Annotated in this window: 17 protein-coding genes; 9 read left to right on the plus strand and 8 right to left on the minus strand. The window is 65.0% G+C overall.

Translation table 11 applies throughout. From position 1 onward, the window contains the following. The first annotated feature begins 19 nt into the window (after positions 1-19). Positions 20-1168, plus strand: coding sequence for an iron-containing alcohol dehydrogenase (locus U0023_RS10345; protein WP_009493282.1), 1149 nt, complete (start codon positions 20-22; stop codon positions 1166-1168). Positions 1169-1176: 8 nt separating this feature from the next. Continuing rightward, a complete protein-coding gene (locus tag U0023_RS10350) occupies positions 1177-1611 on the plus strand; it encodes an acyl-CoA thioesterase (protein ID WP_009493281.1) in 435 nt (144 codons plus the stop codon). Here U0023_RS10350 and U0023_RS10355 read toward each other — a convergent pair. Further along, positions 1595-2521, minus strand: a complete 927-nt coding sequence (locus U0023_RS10355; RefSeq protein ID WP_009493280.1) for a DMT family transporter — start codon at positions 2519-2521, stop codon at positions 1595-1597. The two genes, U0023_RS10350 and U0023_RS10355, sit on opposite strands and share 17 nt — an antisense overlap. A gap of 8 nt (positions 2522-2529) precedes the next feature. Next, the gene (gene mutT, locus U0023_RS10360; protein WP_040639273.1) at positions 2530-2940 is read right to left on the minus strand and encodes an 8-oxo-dGTP diphosphatase MutT; all 411 of its coding nucleotides are present in this window, start codon (positions 2938-2940) and stop codon (positions 2530-2532) included. A 159-nt stretch (positions 2941-3099) separates the two neighbouring features. On the opposite strand from mutT, the gene U0023_RS10365 reads away from it, so the two are divergent. After that, positions 3100-3492, plus strand: coding sequence for a hypothetical protein (locus U0023_RS10365; protein WP_009493278.1), 393 nt, complete (start codon positions 3100-3102; stop codon positions 3490-3492). Positions 3493-3498: 6 nt separating this feature from the next. Here U0023_RS10365 and argJ read toward each other — a convergent pair whose 3' ends face one another. Further along, entirely contained in the window at positions 3499-4740 is a 1242-nt protein-coding gene (gene argJ, locus U0023_RS10370) for a bifunctional glutamate N-acetyltransferase/amino-acid acetyltransferase ArgJ (RefSeq protein ID WP_009493277.1), read from the minus strand. 164 nt (positions 4741-4904) lie between these two features. Between argJ and U0023_RS10375 the strand changes: the two genes are divergently transcribed. Beyond that, complete coding sequence (locus U0023_RS10375) at positions 4905-5117, plus strand: hypothetical protein (protein ID WP_009493276.1); 213 nt, start codon at positions 4905-4907, stop codon at positions 5115-5117. A 208-nt stretch (positions 5118-5325) separates the two neighbouring features. Here U0023_RS10375 and U0023_RS10380 read toward each other — a convergent pair whose 3' ends face one another. Beyond that, a complete protein-coding gene (locus U0023_RS10380; RefSeq protein ID WP_009493275.1) occupies positions 5326-6231 on the minus strand; it encodes a peptidylprolyl isomerase in 906 nt (301 codons plus the stop codon). A gap of 249 nt (positions 6232-6480) precedes the next feature. On the opposite strand from U0023_RS10380, the gene secA reads away from it, so the two are divergent. Together secA and U0023_RS10390 are read left to right on the plus strand one after the other, a co-directional pair. After that, positions 6481-9294 carry a preprotein translocase subunit SecA gene (gene secA / locus U0023_RS10385; protein WP_009493274.1) on the plus strand — a complete coding sequence of 938 codons (2814 nt, stop codon included), beginning with the start codon at positions 6481-6483 and terminating at the stop codon, positions 9292-9294. 221 nt (positions 9295-9515) lie between these two features. Further along, positions 9516-9938 (plus strand): GFA family protein, encoded by a 423-nt coding sequence (locus tag U0023_RS10390; protein WP_009493273.1) that lies wholly within the window; start codon positions 9516-9518, stop codon positions 9936-9938. A 118-nt stretch (positions 9939-10056) separates the two neighbouring features. Here U0023_RS10390 and U0023_RS10395 read toward each other — a convergent pair whose 3' ends face one another. Together U0023_RS10395 and U0023_RS10400 are read right to left on the minus strand one after the other, a co-directional pair. Then, positions 10057-10899 carry a DUF1194 domain-containing protein gene (locus tag U0023_RS10395; RefSeq protein ID WP_009493272.1) on the minus strand — a complete coding sequence of 281 codons (843 nt, stop codon included), beginning with the start codon at positions 10897-10899 and terminating at the stop codon, positions 10057-10059. A 50-nt stretch (positions 10900-10949) separates the two neighbouring features. After that, positions 10950-11390 (minus strand): c-type cytochrome, encoded by a 441-nt coding sequence (locus U0023_RS10400; protein ID WP_195904241.1) that lies wholly within the window; start codon positions 11388-11390, stop codon positions 10950-10952. Positions 11391-11700: 310 nt separating this feature from the next. On the opposite strand from U0023_RS10400, the gene U0023_RS10405 reads away from it, so the two are divergent. The 3 genes from U0023_RS10405 to U0023_RS10415 all read left to right on the plus strand — a co-directional run bounded on the left by U0023_RS10405 (position 11701) and on the right by U0023_RS10415 (position 14602). Continuing rightward, entirely contained in the window at positions 11701-13323 is a 1623-nt protein-coding gene (locus U0023_RS10405; protein ID WP_009493270.1) for an ABC-F family ATP-binding cassette domain-containing protein, read from the plus strand. 182 nt (positions 13324-13505) lie between these two features. Further along, positions 13506-13889, plus strand: coding sequence for a response regulator (locus tag U0023_RS10410; RefSeq protein WP_040639492.1), 384 nt, complete (start codon positions 13506-13508; stop codon positions 13887-13889). A gap of 5 nt (positions 13890-13894) precedes the next feature. Next, positions 13895-14602: a protein phosphatase CheZ gene (locus tag U0023_RS10415; RefSeq protein ID WP_009493268.1), complete on the plus strand. Its 708-nt coding sequence runs from the start codon at positions 13895-13897 to the stop codon at positions 14600-14602. Positions 14603-14734: 132 nt separating this feature from the next. On the opposite strand, the gene U0023_RS10420 is transcribed toward U0023_RS10415, so the two are convergent. Next, positions 14735-16024 (minus strand): L,D-transpeptidase family protein, encoded by a 1290-nt coding sequence (locus U0023_RS10420; RefSeq protein ID WP_009493267.1) that lies wholly within the window; start codon positions 16022-16024, stop codon positions 14735-14737. A 258-nt stretch (positions 16025-16282) separates the two neighbouring features. Next, a complete protein-coding gene (locus tag U0023_RS10425) occupies positions 16283-17236 on the minus strand; it encodes an acetyl-CoA carboxylase carboxyltransferase subunit alpha (protein ID WP_009493266.1) in 954 nt (317 codons plus the stop codon). Positions 17237-17317: the final 81 nt, after the last annotated feature.

The raw sequence follows: 17317 nt of genomic DNA on the forward strand, positions 1-17317 counted from the left end.
CCCACTTTTGGGACAGTCCATGTCGCCGTTCACTTTCAACACCGCACCCTCGCTTATCGTCGGCTCCGGCAGCATCGCGCGCCTGGGCGAGATCGCGGCTCAGCGCCTCGGGCCCCGCGTACTCGTGGTCACCGATGCGGGCCTCGTGAAAGCCGGGCTGATCGAACCGGCCCTCCATGTGCTGGAGGAGGCGGGCATCGCGGTCGACGTCTTCGACGCGGTCGTGGCCGATCCGCCCGAGGATGTGGTGCTGGCCGCCGTTGCGAAAGCCAAGGATTTCGAGGCAAGGGCGGTGATCGGATTCGGCGGCGGCTCCTCCATCGACGTGGCGAAGCTCGTCGCGCTTCTCGCGGCGAGCGATGAGAAACTTCCCGAGATCTACGGCGTCGGCATCGCGAAAGGTCCCCGGCTGCCGCTGCTCGCCATTCCTACGACGGCCGGAACGGGATCGGAGGTGACGCCGATCTCCATCGTGACCACCGGGAGGCACGAGAAGAAGGGCGTCGTCTCGCCGCTCATCATTCCCGACATTGCGCTGCTCGATCCGGATCTGACCGTGAATCTGCCGCCCCACGTGACGGCGGCGACCGGCATCGACGCGATGGTCCATGCGATCGAGGCCTATACCTCGACGAGCCCCAACAACAATCCGGTCTCGCGGACATTGGCGAAGGAGGCCCTGCGCCTGCTCGGCCGCAACATCGAGCGCGCCGTGCATCACGGCCACGATATCGAGGCCCGCTCCGCCATGCTGCTCGGCTCCATGCTGGCCGGGCAGGCCTTCGCCAATTCGCCCGTGGCCGCCGTTCACGCGCTGGCCTATCCCATCGGCGGGCATTTCGGCGTGCCGCACGGGTTGTCCAATGCGCTCGTCCTGCCGCACGTGCTGCGCTTCAATGCGAGCGCCTGCGAGGCGGCTTATGCGGAGCTTGCGCCCCATGCCTTCCCGGAGCTTGAAGGCTCTGCGTCGGGCGCGGCTTTCGTAGAAGCGCTTGCCGCCTTGTGCGGGAAAGTCGGTCTTCAGCCGCGCTTGCGCGACGTGGGAATTCCCCAGGAGGCCGTTCCGATGATGGCCGAGGATGCCATGAAGCAGACGCGGCTACTCGTGAACAACCCGCGTCCGCTCACCCTCGAGGATGCGCGCGCCATCTACGAAGCGGCCTGGTGACGATCCCGATGTCGGACCGCCCCACGCGCCTTCACCGCTCCGCCTTCAGGCTGTTTCGCCCCGTCGCGACGCGGTGGATGGACAACGATGCCTACGGGCACGTGAACAACGTGCATTACTACTCGTATTTCGACAGCGCCGTGAACGGGTGGCTCGTGGAGAAAGGGCAGCTTGCCATCGCCGAGAGTCCGGTCATCGGCCTCGTGGTGGAATCGGGCTGCACCTATTTCGAGAGCGTCGCCTTTCCAGAAGCCCTGGAGGCCGGCATCGCCGTCGCGCATCTCGGCCGTTCCTCGGTGCGCTACCAGATCGGAATCTTCAGGAGCGGCGCCGAGCAGGCCGCAGCCCAGGGCCATTTCGTCCATGTCTATGTGGACCGCGCCACCCAGCGCCCGGTTGAGATTCCTCCCGAGACGCGGGGCCTGCTCAGCGAATGGCTTTGACCCGTCCGCTGAAGGACACGAGCGCCACACCGGTCAGCACCACCACGCCTCCGGTGAGCTCCCGCAGGCCGATGCTCTCGCCGAGGAACAGCACGGCCATGATGGTCGTCCAGACCGGCTGGAGATAGCCGACCATCGAGGCCCTGGTGGGACCGGCGCGGCGAATGAGCCGCATGAAGAGCAGGATCGGCAGGGCGGTCGAGACGATGCCGAGCGCCAGCAGCGAGGCTGCGCTGCCCGGCACTGCGGCGAAGGCGGAAGGCCCTGCAACAACGAGCGCCAGCGTGGTCGCCGGGATGCCGGAGCAGATCTGCTGGCCGAGAGCGAGGCGGGCGGGATCCGCATGTCTGATCGAGCGGACATAGAGGTTCGCGGCCGCATAGCTGAGGGCAGTCGCCACCATGGTCAGCGCGCCCCAAGGGCTGATGCCGCTGTCCGGCAGGGCCGTAGGTCCGATGAGAATACCCATGCCCGCAAGGCCGATGACGACGCCCACGAAGCGCCGCGGGGTCAGCCGCTCGTCCGCATAGAGCAGGTGCGACAGAACCGCGACGAGGAGCGGTCCTGAGGCCTGGATCATGGCCGCCGGCGCTGTTCCGATCTGGGTCAGCGCATGCGCCACGAGCACATTCGGGATCCAGCCATTGAGGGCGCCCAGGACCACCCAATGGTGCCACTGGCCGTTGTCGGGGCGGAAGCTCTTGGCCTGCACAACGAACCACAGGGCGAGGGCGGATGCGCCGATGAGGCCGCGAATGGAGGCCAGTACGAAGGGGTTTATGCTTCCGCTCAGCTTGATGAACAGGAACGAGGTCGACCACAGCATCGAGCAGACAAGGAGGTTCGTCGCCATGAAGGCCGGGGTCGGAGCTGCAGGGAGCGTGGCGACTTCCCCGGATGCGGTGGACATGCGTGACCTCAGACCAGAAGATCGACGAGGAACGGGATCAGCGGCTCGTCGGCAGGCGGCATGGGATAGCTGCGGAGTTCCTGAGCCTTGACCCATTTCAGGGCCTGCCCCTCGAGCGGCTGCACGAAGCCTTCCCAGCGTCGGCAGATGTAGAGCGGCATGAGCAGGTGGAAGGTCTCATAGGCGTGGCTCGCGAAGGTCAGAGGCGCCAGGCAGGGCTCCTTCACGGTGATGCCGAGCTCCTCGCGCAGCTCGCGGATCAGCGTCTCCTCCGGCCGCTCGCCGGGCTCCAGCTTGCCGCCGGGAAACTCCCACAGGCCGGCGAGCTGCTTCCCTTCAGGCCGTTGAGCCAGAAGGATGCGATTGTCCGTATCGATCAGGGCGACGGCAACGACGACGGTGAGCTTGAGAGGGGGCACGGGTGATCGAGTCGCCTGTGTGGGAGGAGCAACGCCGCTCTCATACCCTGCTTCGGCCCCAAAGCGAACCGGTTTCACCTCGCTTGACAAATGTAACTTTGAAACGCAACCTGAAGAAATAATTCCGGTTGGCAACACAACCGTTCTCCAGGGGCTTTCATGATCCGCTCACTATGCATTGCGTCACTATGCATTGCGGCTTCCGCCGCACTCGCTTGCGTCCTCGGAACGGGATCGGCGCAGGCGCAGGACTGCTCAGGCGCCCCGATCTATTTCAACGGGGAACTGGCCGAGGTCGAGGGCGAATTGACCGTAAAATCCGGCAAGGGCTGTGTTTTCGGCCTCAACGGCATCCCGGGCGCCCTCAGGGAAACGGTGATCTCGCAGAAGCCGAAGTCGGGCCGGGCCGGTGTCGATGGGCTCAAACCCTATTATGTGTCCAAGCCTGGGTATCAGGGATCGGACGAGTTCGCCTACACGTTCATCGGGATGAGCCAGTACGGCGGCCCGATGCGGATCACCGTCAAGCGCAAGGTTACCGTCGTTCCCTGAGCGGGATCAGCTCCGGTAATCGCCGTTGATCTCCACATAGGCCTTGGTGAGGTCGCAGGTCCAGGCGGTGGCCTCGCCGCGGCCGAGGCCGAGGTCGACGCGGATCGTGATCTCGTCGCCCTGCATGTAGGTGGAGGTCCGGGCCTCGTCGTATTCCGGATCGCGGGCACCTTTGACGGCGACGCGGATGTCGCCGAACCAGATCGCGAGCTTGTCGCGCTCGGCCGGCTCGCCGGCCTTGCCCACGGCCATGACCACGCGGCCCCAATTGGCGTCCTCGCCGGCCACCGCCGTCTTCACCAGGGGGGAATTGGCGATCGCCATGGCGATCCGCTTGGCCGAGGTGGCGCCCGTGGCGCCGGTCACCTTCACCGTCACGAACTTGCGCGCGCCTTCGCCGTCGCGGGCGACCTGCTGGGCGAGGTCGGTCAGGAGACTCTCCAGCGCGCCGCGGAACTCCTTCAGGCGCCTGTCGCTCGGCAGGGAAATCGCAGGCGCGCCTTTGGCCGCGGCCGCGCCGGTCGCGAAGAAGAGCAGGGTATCGGACGTGGAGGTGTCGCTGTCCACGGTCACGCAGTTGAAGCTCTTGTCGGCGCCCTTCTTGAGCAGCGCCTGCAGCACCGGGGCGGCAATGGGCGCGTCGGTGAAGATGAAGGAGAGCATGGTCGCCATGTCCGGCGCGATCATGCCGGCGCCCTTGGCGATGCCGTTGATCGTGACCTCGACGCCGCCGATGGTGGCCGTGCGGGTCGCCACCTTGGGGAAGGTGTCGGTGGTCATGATCGCCTTGGCGGCGTCGAGCCAGGCGGTGGGCTTCGCCTTCTTCTCGCAGGCCGTGAGCACGTTCTCGAACTTCGTCGCATCGAGAGGCTCGCCGATCACGCCCGTGGAGGCGATGAAGACCTGGGACGCGCGGCAGCCGGCCGCCTCGGCGGCGATATCGGCCGTGAGCTTGACCGCCTCGGCGCCCTTCTTGCCCGTGAAGGCATTCGCGTTGCCGGAATTGACCACCAGGGCCCGGGCCGTGCCCTTGCTCAGGTTCTTGCGGCACCAGTCGACCGGGGCCGACGGGCATTTGGAGCGGGTGAACACGCCTGCCACGGTCGTGTCCTTGGGCAGCGTCACATAGAGAACGTCGGTTCGGTTCTTGTATCGGATGCCGGCCTCCGCCGTCGCAATCCTGACGCCGTCGATGGCGGGAAGCGCCGGAAACGACTTGGGCGCGAGCGGAGACACGGACTTGGACATGCAGAAGGTCTCAGGGTGAGCGGATGGAATACCGTTTAGGAAACGCGACCTGTGGTTTTTTAAGGCTTTTTGTCAAGTCAAAGCTGCAAAGGCGAGGCGGCCCGGACCAAGGAACGCAGCAAGTGTGACCTCGTTGACCCGGTCTGCAAGCGATGGAGGCTTTGATGACGGGCAAACATTCCAAGACCCAACCGCAGGAGCGCCCACGCAGCGATCTCGCTGTCGATCCGGGCATCGGCCGTTCGAAGGGCTCCAACATGACCGGCGAGGATCCGCGCGACCTCGACGGCGGCTCAACCTTCCAGGGCGACGTGGAGAACCAGACGAACCGCCAGGGCGGTGTCGATCCGAATCGAATGGGACGGCACAACAAGTGACGTCGACTGGGTTTACCAGCCTTCTTCACGTCATCACCGGCCTGGTGCCGGTGATCTCGCTTCGAAGAGCGCGACGATTCACCTAATCGGGGTGGCCGGAACTGATCCCCGGATCAAGTCCGGGGCGGCCATGACGGGGTGGGGGATCATTCGGAAACAAGAAGGGCGGCCTTCAAGCCGCCCTTCGAATGCCGATGGAGCCGGAAGCTTAAGGCTGCTTCTGCTCGACGAGGTTGCCCTTGTCGTCCAGGCGCTCGATCTTCGCGTTCTTGCGCAGGCCCATGATCAGATCCTGCTGAGCCTTGCGGGCAAGGTAGGTCTCGACCTGGTCCTTGGTCTCCTCGAAGGACGGGGCCGGCTTGGTGCGCTTTTCCTCGACCTTGATCACGTGCCAGCCGAACTGGCTCTTCACCGGATCGGAGATCTGGCCGGGCTCGAGCTTGAAGGCAGCTTCCGCGAAGGGCTCGACCATGCGGTCCTTGGTAAAGAAGCCGAGGTCGCCGCCATCGGTCTTGGAGCCTGGGTCCTTCGAGACCTCTCCGGCGACCTTGGCGAAATCCTCGCCGCCCTTCACGCGGGCCGCGATCTTCTTGGCCTCGTCCTCGTTCTCGACCAGGATGTGGCGGGCGCGGACCTCCTGCTCGGCCGGCACGCTCTTGACCGTTTCCTCATAGAGCTTGCGGGCTGCCTCGGGGGTCACGGCCTTCTTGGATTCCTGGTCGAGGTACTCGTCGAGCAGGGTCTTGTCCCGGTTATAGGCGAGCTTGCGGGCGAATTCGGCGCTGCTGCCGACCTTGGCCGCCTCGGCGGCCTTGGCGCCGAGCTTCAGGTCGATCATGTAGCCGGTGAGCAGTTCACGCTTCTGCTCCTCTGGCACGTTCGGCATCTGGAGAGCCGGGTCCTCGGACGCGATGGCGAGATCCCCTTCCGTGATCTCGACGCCGTTCACGCGGGCGATCACCTTGGCGGGATCGACGGCCGGGACGGCCGCAGGGGAGGTCGCGGGCGCGGCAGAGGGGGCCGGAGGGGTCTGGGCGAAGGCAGCACCGGCCATGAAGGGCAGGGCGACGCCGAGGGTCAGAAGGCTCTTACGGAACGTGAGTGAGCGGGACATATGGTTTCCTCTGGTGAGCGTGATCGCCCACGGACAGCGACGATCAGATGGCCGAATGTGTTTACGTTTGCAAGTGATGGCATATTTATGTCACAGCAGCGCCGCTCGCGGGGTCTTGTAGGGGCCTTCGGGCCGCTCGAGACTGCGCTACTAAAGTCATGGTCTTTAAGATGCGCTCCGGCGTAATTAGGTCTATAAGGCGGCGCAAACGCACCTTTCTCCTGCATTCTGGAATTTCGAAGGCTCTCGATGTTCGGTTCTCTCGCGAAGAAAATCTTCGGCTCGGTCAATGATCGCCGTCTGAAGTCCTATCGGCCGAAGGTAGCGGCCATCAACGCGATGGAGGCCGAGCTGGAGGCCCTGTCCGACGAGCAGCTCCGTGCCCGCACCGAGGACTTCAAGGCCCAGCTCGCCGCCGGCAAGACCCTGGACGACATCCTGGTGCCGGCCTTCGCCACGGTCCGCGAAGCAGCCAAGCGCACCCTCGGCCAGCGGCATTTCGACGTGCAGCTCATCGGCGGCATGGTGCTCCACGAGGGCTCGATCGCCGAAATGCGCACGGGCGAGGGCAAAACCCTGGTGGCGACCCTGCCGGTCTACCTGAACGCCCTTGCCGGCAAGGGCGTCCATGTGGTGACGGTCAACGATTATCTCGCCCGCCGCGACTCCGAGTGGATGGGTCAGATCTACCGCTTCCTGGGCCTCACGGTCGGGGTGATCGTCCATGGGCTCGACGATTCCGAGCGCGCCGCCGCCTACGCGGCCGACATCACCTACGGGACCAACAACGAATACGGCTTCGACTACCTTCGCGACAACATGAAGTACGAGATGGCGCAGATGGTCCAACGGGGCCACAACTTCGCCATCGTGGACGAGGTGGATTCGATCCTCGTCGACGAGGCCCGGACGCCGCTCATCATCTCGGGCCCCCTCGACGACCGTTCCGAGCTCTATAACGCCATCGACGTGGTGATCCCGCGCCTGAACAAGAGCGATTACGAGCTCGACGAGAAGCAGCGTTCCGTCGCCCTCACCGAAGAGGGCACCGAGAAGATCGAGACGCTGCTGCGGGAGATCGGCCTTTTGAAGGAGGGCGACCTCTACGACGCCCAGAACGCCACCCTGGTCCACCACATGAACCAGGCCCTGCGCGCCCATACCCTGTTCCAGCGCGACAAGGACTACATCGTCCGCAACGGCGAGGTGGTGATCATCGACGAATTCACCGGCCGCATGATGCAGGGCCGCCGCTACTCGGAAGGCCTGCACCAGGCGCTAGAGGCGAAGGAAAAGGTCCAGGTCCAGCCGGAGAACCAGACGCTGGCCTCCATCACCTTCCAGAACTATTTCCGCCTCTACGACAAGCTCGGCGGCATGACCGGCACGGCCGCCACCGAGGCCGACGAGTTCCTGGAGATCTACAACCTCGAAGTGGTGGAGATCCCGACCAACCGTCCCGTTTCCCGTATCGACGACGACGACGAGGTCTACCGGACCGTCGAGGAACGCTACAAGGCGGTCATCCGGGACATCGAGGCGGCTTCGGCCAAGGGCCAGCCGATCCTGGTCGGCACCACGTCCATCGAGAAGTCGGAGCATCTGGCCGACCTTCTGGTCCAGGAGGGCTACAAGCTCATCGATTTCGAGAACCCGCAGGCGCTCGAACCCCTCTACCGCGACGCGCGAGCCGGCCGGGGCACCAAGCACTTCGCCGTGCTCAACGCCCGCTTCCACGAGCAGGAGGCCTTCATCGTCGCCCAGGCCGGCGTGCCGGGCGCGATCACGATCGCCACGAACATGGCCGGCCGCGGCACCGACATTCAGCTCGGCGGTAACGCCAAGATGCGCATCGAGCGCGAGCTCGTCGGCGTCGAGGGTGAGGAACGCGCCCGCCGCGAGAAGGAGATCCTCGACGAGGTTGCGTCCTTCAAGGAGCGTGCGCTCGCCGCCGGCGGCCTCTACGTGCTCGGCACCGAGCGCCACGAATCCCGCCGCATCGACAACCAGCTGCGTGGCCGCTCCGGCCGCCAGGGCGATCCGGGCCGCTCCAAGTTCTACCTGTCCCTCCAGGACGACCTGATGCGCATCTTCGGCTCCGACCGCATGGACGGCATGCTGCAGAAGCTCGGCCTGAAGGAAGGCGAGGCCATCATCCACCCGTGGATCAACAAGGCCATCGAGCGGGCGCAGGCGAAGGTCGAGGCGCGCAACTTCGATATCCGCAAGAACATCCTGAAATACGACAACGTCATGAACGACCAGCGCAAGGTCGTGTTCGAGCAGCGCAAGGAGTTCATGGCCGAGGAGAGCGTCCGCGAGACCATCGACGACATGCGTCACGGGGTGATCGAGGACATCGTCTCCCGGGCCATCCCGGAGAACGCCTATGCGGAGCAATGGGACGTCGAAGGCCTGAAGCAGAATGCCGTCAACTTCCTCAACCTCGACCTGCCGATCGAGGAATGGGCCAAGGAGGAGGGCATTGCCGACGACGAGATCCGCGAGCGCATCACCAAGGCGGCCGACGAGGCCTATGCCCAGCGCATCGAGGCCAACACGTCCGAGGTGATGAACTACGTGGAGAAGCAGGTTCTGCTGCAGAGCCTGGATCACCTCTGGCGCGAACACCTCGTGACCCTCGACCACCTGCGTCAGGTCATCGGCTGGCGCGGCCTGGCCCAGCGCGATCCGCTGAACGAGTACAAGTCCGAGGCGTTCGAACTCTTCAACGGCCTGATCGGCCATCTGCGCGAGCAGGTGACGGGCCAGCTGATGCGCATCCAAGTGGTGTTCCAGCAGCCGGAGCCGCAGGGCCTCCCGCCCATGTTCGCCCAGCACCTCGATCCGGCCACCGGGGAGAACGAGTTCGACATGCCCCAGGGTTCGGCCTTCGGCGAGGGCGGAGCGCTCGGTTATGCGGCAACCTCCGTCGATCCGGCCACGGGCGCCCAGCGCGACCCGAACGATCCCTCGACCTGGGGCCGCGTGAGCCGCAACGAGCCCTGCCCCTGCGGCTCGGGCAAGAAGTTCAAGCACTGCCACGGACAGTTCGTGGCGTAAGCGGTCAAGACATCGCCCATGGGAAAAGCCCGGCCCTCTCGCGCCGGGCTTTTTGCTGCAAGGTTCCTCCCCTGAGCCGCGTCGCCTTCCTACCTCCGTTGCGCCAGCAGATCTCGAAGCCGGCCAGGGGTAGAATGGGCGCAACCAACGTGTGCAGGGCGCCGGGCTGCGCTCAGTCCGCCATGCCGGGCACGCCCGCGGCCGAACCGAAGGAGAGAGCCATGTCTCATGCCGGAAGCTGTTTTTGCGGTGCCGTCCAGATCGAGGTCAGCGGGTCGCCCGAGGTCATGGGTTATTGCCATTGCCGATCCTGCCGCTCGTGGTCCGGCGGTCCGGTGAATGCCTTCAGCCTGTGGAAACCCGAGGCCGTGCGGGTCACCTCCGGCGGCGAGCATCTCGCAACGTTCGAGAAGACCCCGTTCAGCCAGCGGCAATACTGCTCGAAATGCGGCGGGCACCTGATGGCCAACCATCCGACGATCGGGCTCGTCGACGTGTTCGCCGCGACGATCCCGAGCCTCGACTTCGTTCCCGCCGTCCACCTCAATTATGCGGAGACGGTGCTGCCCATGCGGGACGGGCTGCCGAAGATGAGAGACTTTCCAGCCGAGGTCGGTGGATCGGGCGAGACGATGGCCGAGTGAGGCACGGACGCTCGCCTAAGGCATCGAATGCAAAAGTGGGAACCGGTTTTGCGTGGAAAGATGCGTCAAACCAGAAAGTGAGAGAATCGGACGTGAGTTCGATTGCGCGTCCGATGCTCTAAAGCTCGTGGCCGATGGAGCCGTCGGGGGTATGCGGCGAGGGGATTACGTCGTCCCAAAGACTTTCGCTCGTGTCGCAATCGGTCTTCGAGGCGCTTCCTGCAGGCTGAATCAGCCCGGCGGATTCGGTCGTATCGGCGATCTCATGGACGATCTTGGCGCGGGTCTCGGTGAGGAACTGCCCGCGGTCCCGCACCGGCACCACGAACGCGCTCACGCCCCCGATCACACAGTCGCGGTAATAGGCGTCCAGCATCGCGTCCTCCCGCCGGTCGGTGGGATGGAGCATAATGGGAAGGCCGTTGATCGTGACGCCCCGCGCCACCGCTCTGTCGCGCGCCTCCATGACCAGGGGCCCCTGGTTGTTCGAGCCGTCGCCTGAGATATCGATCACGCGGCGCGCGGGCAGGACGGGGGCGACCGCGATAAGGGCCAGGCTGAAGTCGATGGCTTCCGAGATCGAGGTTCCGGCCTCCCGCCGGATGGGCGCGCTGGCCAGCCGGTCGGCGAAGGCGAGGCCGTCCTTCGGGCCTTCCAGCACGGTCCAGGGCACGATGACGTTCTGGACAGGCGGGTGCGCCCCGGCCCATTCCACATAGGTGACGGCGATGCGCCCCAGCATGCCGCTGCGGATCGCCTGGTGCACCGTTCCTGAGCGGAAGGCCTCTACATAGCCCTGCCGCTGCAGGGCCTGCTCGTCCGGGTCCATGGAAGTGGAGACATCGACGGCCAGCACGAGGGCGAGGTCGACCTCGTCGGGCGCCCGCTGCCAGGCGGGGGCGACGGTCAGAAGGCCCGCCACGAGAGCGGGAAACGGCCATGAAGCCCTGGGACACCGCATCGCGATCTCCCTCGGAAGATCCGGGTCTCCTTGGATCTTCGGATGTTACGTCAGCTTTCCTTGCGGCGATACGATTCGTGACAGCCGCCGCAATTCTGGCCGACCCGCTGGATGGCGGCCTGCAGGCCCGTCTGGTCCGTGATACCCGCCTGGGCCGCCTTGGCATCTTGTTCGAGCTTGGCCGCGCGGCCGTCGAAATCCGCCTTCCGCTCCCAGATGGCCGGAAGAGCGTCGGTCTTGCCACGGTTCGAGCCTGCCGGGAACAATCCGGGGATCTGCTGAGCGTTCTGCGCGATCCGCTGGAAGGCCGCCTGCGCGGTGGAAGCATTGAACGGAACCTGTCCCCGGGCCATGCCGGTGAGCGCGCGGACCTGTTCCTGATTGTTCTTCATCAGATTCTGGCGCTGGATGATCGGATCGTTGGATTGGGCGAGCACTCCGAGCCCGCTGGCGATCAGCACGGTGACTGCAGCAATGACGGTCCTTCGCATGGCGACCATCCTTTCTCCTCCCTAGAAGGATGTCCCCGCACTTCGACCGAGACCATAGGAAAAGAGGGTTAGACGCGGCTATTCGGCTGAGGCGCCCAATCCCGGCCCCTGACGTTTTGCCCACGCCTTGGTGCTCGCGCCCAGGCGCGAGCCATGCCATAAGGCCGCAACAACTCCTCCAGAGCATCGCGCCCGGTCGTGGAATTCGCTTCCGGACCCTGTTCGATGCTCATTTCCCTTTGAAGCGCGCATCGTTCGGAGTGGAAGACCGGAACCCCTTTTCCGCACGATGCGCCAGGCCTCACGAATTATGATTCGCGTCGAGAACATCAGTAAGCAGAACAGCCACCGCATCCTCTTCATCGAGGCCTCGGGAACGCTCCAGAAAGGCGAGAAGGTCGGTTTGGTGGGCCCCAATGGTGCGGGCAAGACGACGCTCTTCCGGATGATCAACAAGGAGGAGCACCCCGACGAGGGGCAGGTGTCCGTCGATCGCGGCGTGACCATTGGCTATTTCAGCCAGGACGTGGGCGAGATGGCCGGCCGCAGCGCCGTCGCCGAAGTGATGGAAGGGGCTGGCCCCGTCAGCGCCGTGGCGGCCGAGCTGCGCGAGCTGGAAGCCGCCATGGTGGACCCGGACAAGGCGGGCGATCTCGAGGCGATCATCGAGCGTTACGGCGAGGTGCAGGCGCGCTACGAGGAATTGGACGGTTATTCCCTGGAGGGCCGGGCACGCGAGGTTCTGGCCGGATTGGGCTTCAGCCAGGAGATGATGGACGGCGACGTGAGCGCCCTGTCCGGCGGCTGGAAGATGCGCGTCGCGCTCGGCCGCATCCTCCTGATGCGACCGGACGTGATGCTCCTCGACGAGCCGAGCAACCACCTGGATCTCGAAAGCATCATCTGGCTTGAGGAATTCCTGAAGGGCTACGAGGGCGCGCTGCTCATGACCTCGCACGACCGCGCCTTCATGAACCGCATCGTCAACAAGATCATGGAGATCGACGGCGGCTCTCTCACCACTTATTCCGGCGATTACGAATTCTACGAGCAGCAGCGTGCGCTCAACGAGAAGCAGCAGCAGGCCCAGTTCGAGCGCCAGCAGGCCATGCTCGCCAAGGAAATCAAGTTCATCGAGCGCTTCAAGGCGCGCGCCTCGCATGCGGCCCAGGTGCAGAGCCGGGTCAAGAAGCTGGAGAAGATCGACCGGGTCGAGCCGCCGAAGCGCCGCCAGGCGGTCGCCTTCGAATTCCTGCCGGCCCCGCGCTCGGGAGAAGACGTGGTCAGCCTGAAGGGCGTGCACAAACGCTATGGCAGCCGCAGCATCTACGAGGGGCTGGATTTCGCGGTGCGCCGCAAGGAGCGGTGGTGCGTCATGGGCGTCAACGGCGCCGGCAAGTCGACCCTGCTGAAGCTGGTGGCCGGCTCCGCAACGCCCGACGACGGAACGGTGACGATCGGAGCGAGCGTGAAGATGGGCTATTTCGCCCAGCACGCCATGGAGGTGCTGGAAGGCGACCGCACGGTGTTCGAGTTCCTGGAGGATTCCTTCCCGCAGGCCGGGCAGGGCTCCCTTCGGACGCTTGCCGGCTGCTTCGGCTTCTCGGGCGACGACGCGGAGAAGAAATGCCGCGTGCTCTCGGGCGGCGAGAAGGCGCGCCTCGTCATGGCCAAGATGCTCTACGACCCGCCGAACTTCCTGGTGCTCGACGAGCCGACGAACCATCTCGACATGGCCACGAAGGAGATGCTGATCGAGGCCTTGTCGAAATACGAGGGCACCATGCTCTTCGTTTCCCACGACCGCCACTTCCTGGCCGCCCTGTCCAACCGGGTGCTCGAACTCACCCCGGACGGCATTCACCAATATGGCGGCGGCTATACCGAATACGTGGCCCGCACCGGCCAGGAAGCCCCGGGCCTGCGCCACTGAGCGGATCCCTGAGGAGCGAAACCACAAGCCCGGCCATCGTGCCGGGCTTTCTGCTGCCGTCGCGACGTCAGCTTTAGGCAAGCATCGTCGTGAATAAGGCAGGGACACAACAACCCTTTTTGGAACAGGGTCCCGTCATGGGGCCCGATCCGCAACCCTTTCTCAGTTCGGGCCGAAACATCATGGCATTGAATACCTCCCTTCCGGTGCTCATCGTCGACGATTACCAGACGATGCTGCGCATCATCCGCAACCTCCTCAAGCAGATCGGCTTCACCGATGTCGACGAGGCCAAGGACGGTTCGGAAGCCCTGGGCAAGCTCAAGGAGAAGAAGTACGGACTTGTGATCTCCGACTGGAACATGGCCCCGATGACCGGCTTCGAGCTGCTCCAGAAGGTCCGGGCCGACGCGGAGCTGAATGCCCTTCCCTTCATCATGATCACCGCCGAGGCCAAGACCGAGAACGTCGTGGCCGCCAAGCAGGCGGGCGTGAACAACTACATCGTGAAGCCCTTCAACGCGGACACCCTGCGCTCGAAGATCGCCGCGGTGCTGGGCGAGTAGCGACGATGCGCCTTCCGCCACCCGTCTCCTTCGACCCTTTGAGCCTGGACCTCCTGGCTCAGTCCCGCGAGAGCATCGCCGCCCGGCGCCATGCGGAGATCATGCGGGGCATGGCGGCCATTCACGCGGCGCTCGAGCCGAACAGCGGGGCTTCCAAGGCCCTCCTGGACCAGATCCGCACCGACCTTCGCGAGGCGCTCAGGCTCAAGGAAGAGCTCGACGCCATCACGGAATCGATCCAGCGCACCAAGCGGGAGATCGCGACCCTGCATTCGCATACGCCGGGTGGGCAGGTGACCAGCGTCACGGATGAATTAGGCGCCGTCGTTTCCGGTACGGAAGAGGCCACCAACAGCATCCTGGCGGCGGCCGAGGAGATCGACGAGATCTCCGGGACACTCTCCGCACGTCTGTCCGGCGAGGACGCTGCGATGGCCCAGCGCATCTCCGACAAGGTCATCACGATCTTCGAGGCCTGCAACTTCCAGGACATTACCGGCCAGCGCATCAGCAAGGTCGTCGGCTCGATGAAGTTCATCGAGGAGCGCGTGACCCAGATGGCGCATATCTGGGGTGGGCTGGAGAGCTTCAACGACGTGGACGCCTTCCAGATGCCGGAGCGGGAAGGGGACGAAGCCCTGCTGAACGGACCGGCCCTCGACAGCGATCCCAACCGCACCTCCCAGGATGCCATCGACGCCCTTTTCGGCTGACCAGACCGGTCCCCGAAGCCAATCGAAGCCCGGCCATGGTGCCGGGCTTTTTGCTTTCGCCACTCCCGACAGCGCAAACAAAAAGCCCGCCGGTGAGGCGGGCTTTCGCATCTCAAGCCTGAGGCAAGCGGGTCAGTTCGCCGCCGCCACGTTGACGGCCGTGGAAGCCTGTGCCCGCTTCTGGGGCACGGTCTTTGCGGCCGGTGCCGCCTTGCCGGGGACCGGGGCGACCTGGACTGTCTCGGCCACAGGCCGGGCGTCCGAGGTGCTGAACAGATCGGACACGCCGCTGAACATCTTCTTGTAGAAGGGTGTCTCCTGCGACGATGCCGTGGCAGCCGCTGCGGCTGCGACTGGCGCGGTCTGCTGGGTCACCGCCACACGGCTTCCGGCCTGACGGGTCTCAGGCTGCGCGGCGGGGACTTCCTTCATCGACGCGAAGGCGAGCGCGGTCGACGGCGTGTCGATCTTCTCGCGACCGCTGTCGTCGAGCGCGATCTGCTGCGGACCCGAGGAAATGCCCTCGGTTCGGCTCACGAATCCGAGCTTGCTGTCGGACACGCCCGACGCGCTGGCCAGGGCGGCCCGGAAGGATTCGTGCGTGTCGCCGTCGTTGTAGACGAGCTTGATCGGCTTTTCGCCCTTGGCGACCAGCTCGGCCACCTCCTGCTCGTCGTGACGCTGTTTCTGCGCCACGGCGGCCACCGTGCTTTCATCCGCGTTGAAGACGTAGCGGTGGTTGGCGACGGCCACGCGCAGCTCCTCCTTCGACACGTCGAAGGTGTCGGAGCCTTCCTTCAGGTTCTTCCAGAAGCCGATATTCGCGTCGAGCCGGTGCTTGGCCAGGTTCTCGGCCGTCATCCGGAACGGGTAGGACTGGAACTGGAAGCTGCGCTGACCGGCGCCGAGGGCCTCGCGAGCGATGGCGTAGATCTCGGCGATGTTCTGATCCGTCATGGCGAAGCAGCCGCGCGAGGAGCACGCGCCATGGACCATGATGTCGCCGCCGTTACGGCCGAAGGACCGGTCGTAGGCGTTCGGATAGCCGGTATCGAACGACAGGTAATAGGCCGAGTTCGGGTTCATCTGGGCCGGCGTGACCGAGTAGAAGCCTTCCGGCACCTGACGGTCGCCCTCGCGGGTCTTGGGGCCGAGCTGGCCCGACCAGCGGCAGATGGGATAGGTCTTGAGGAGCGCGTACTTCCCGTTGGAGCCGCGCTTCCAAACCTCCAGCTCCGATTCCTTCTTATAGGCCCGGACCAGGATAGGGTCTTCCTTGGACATGCCCTTCGTGGACATCAGCGCCATCGTGGCCGGTGGAATCGGAACGAGATGTCGTGTGGAGCCACGGGAAAGCTGGTCGTCCTGACAGGCAGCAAGCGCGAGCACCAGGCTCGCGGCCAATGCAAAACGCTTCATCATGGGGGACCCCGCAATTTTTGATCTGCCCGGCGTCTGTGCCGTTCAGTTCCCCTTTAACCCCTAAATCGTTAGCCTTAACTGGTCCTTACTGCAAGCGGAGCCGTAATGGAGTTATGCTGAATCGGAGGTAAAAGACCCGCCTGCGAGAGGCTTCGGCACCGCTCATCGGAGGGGTGCCTGTCTCTTCCGGGGTAAAGGGAGAACCGTCAAAGGAACCCGCCCGGGGAGCCGGGCGGGCGCGAAACCGGACGAGTCGAATTAGAGTTTCCGACCGATATTGAGGAACTTGTCGGCGCGATGGTCGCGGATCTCGGCCGGCCCCATGTTGCCGAGATCCTGCAGGGCTTCCTCGATGGCGTTGCCGGCGGCCTGGATGGTCGCCTGCGGATCCCGGTGCGCACCGCCCACCGGCTCCGTGACGATACCGTCGATGATGCCGAGACGCAGGAGGTCCTGGGCCGTGATCTTCATGTTGGTGGCCGCGTCCTGGGCACGGGCGGCATCGCGCCAGAGAATCGAGGCTGCGCCTTCCGGAGAGATCACGCTGTAGATCGCATGCTCCAGCATCAGCACCTTGTTGGCCGTGGCGATGGCGATGGCGCCGCCGGAACCGCCTTCGCCGATCACGATGGAGACGTTCGGCACGCCGAGGGCGAGCTGCATCTCGGTCGAGCGGGCGATGGCCTCGGCCTGACCGCGCTCCTCCGCCTCGATGCCGGGATAGGCGCCGGCAGTGTCCACGAAGGAGAGGACGGGGAGGCCGAACCGATCGGCCATCTCCATCAGGCGCACGGCCTTGCGGTAGCCTTCGGGGCGGGCCATGCCGAAATTGTGCCGGATGCGGGTCTCGGTGTTGTGGCCCTTCTCCTGGCCCATCACGCAGACGGGCTGGCCGCGGAAACGGCCGAAACCGCCGACGATGGCCTCGTCCTCGGCGAACTTGCGGTCGCCGGCGAGCGGGGTGAACTCGGTGATGAGACCGGCGCAGTAATCGATGAAATGCGGGCGCTGCGGATGGCGCGCCACCAGGGTCTTCTGCCAGGGCGTGAGCTTGGCATAGAGCTCCTTCAGGGCGTCGGCGGCCTTGACCTCCAGCCGGGAGATGTCGTCGGTGATGGAGACGGCGTCCCGGTTCTCGCCGAGGGCGCGGAGCTCCTCGACCTTGGCTTCCAGCTCGGCGACGGGCTTTTCGAAATCGAGATAACTGCGCATCAGACTCTATGAACATGAAGGCCGGCGTGACCGGATAGCCCTGCCGAAGCGGGCCGGACACTGGCGTTTTGGAGGACTCAA

The organism is Microvirga lotononidis, assembly GCF_034627025.1.
In the GTDB taxonomy this organism is placed as follows: domain Bacteria; phylum Pseudomonadota; class Alphaproteobacteria; order Rhizobiales; family Beijerinckiaceae; genus Microvirga; species Microvirga lotononidis.